The 646-nt window shown below is 64.9% G+C and carries 1 protein-coding gene; it reads right to left on the reverse strand.

Features of this window, described 5'->3' with window-relative positions; translation table 11 throughout:
- Window positions 1–646: AAA family ATPase (locus IMZ11_RS43210; RefSeq protein WP_228649447.1), on the reverse strand; the 646-nt coding region annotated here is incomplete at both ends.

A 646-nucleotide genomic window follows, 5' to 3' on the forward strand; every position in this document is an offset into this window, starting at 1 on the left:
TGTCGAGGGCGGGCTTGTTGTTGAGGGTGCGCTGGCTCAACAACGACGCCGCCTCGTTGACGCGCTTGCAGGCGTCATCGTCGAGCCAGGAATCATTGGCCTTGGCAATGACTTTGGCGATCTCGACGATGTCGTCGGGTGAGTACGAATCGAACTCGATGCGGGTGGCGAAGCGGGACCGCAGACCGTCGTTGGCCTCCAGGAGACGGTCGATGTCGTTGCTGTAGCCGGCGATGATGACGACCAGGCGGTCGCGGTCGTTTTCCATCCGGGCCAGCAGGGTGTCGAGCGCCTCGGTACCGAACGGATCGGCACGGCCGTCGCGCTCCTGCACCAGGGTGTAGGCCTCGTCGATGAACAACACGCCACCGAGGGCACGGTCGATGGTCTTGGCCGTCTTGACCGCGGACTGGCCTTCGTATTCGGCGACGAAATCCTTACGCGACGTCTCGATCAGCTTCGGCTCGGCGATGACCCCGAGACCGGCCAGGATGTTGGCCACCACACGGGCGATCGTCGTCTTACCCGTACCGGGCGGACCCGCGAAGATCATGTGCTTGGAGGTCTGGGCCACCTTCATGCCGCGGGCGGCACGGATCCGGGCCATCTGGGTCGCCGCCCGGTAGGCCTCGATCTGCGCCTTGAC

This window comes from Microtetraspora sp. AC03309 (assembly GCF_020826795.1).
Classification (GTDB): Bacteria; Actinomycetota; Actinomycetes; order Streptosporangiales; family Streptosporangiaceae; genus Microtetraspora; species Microtetraspora glauca.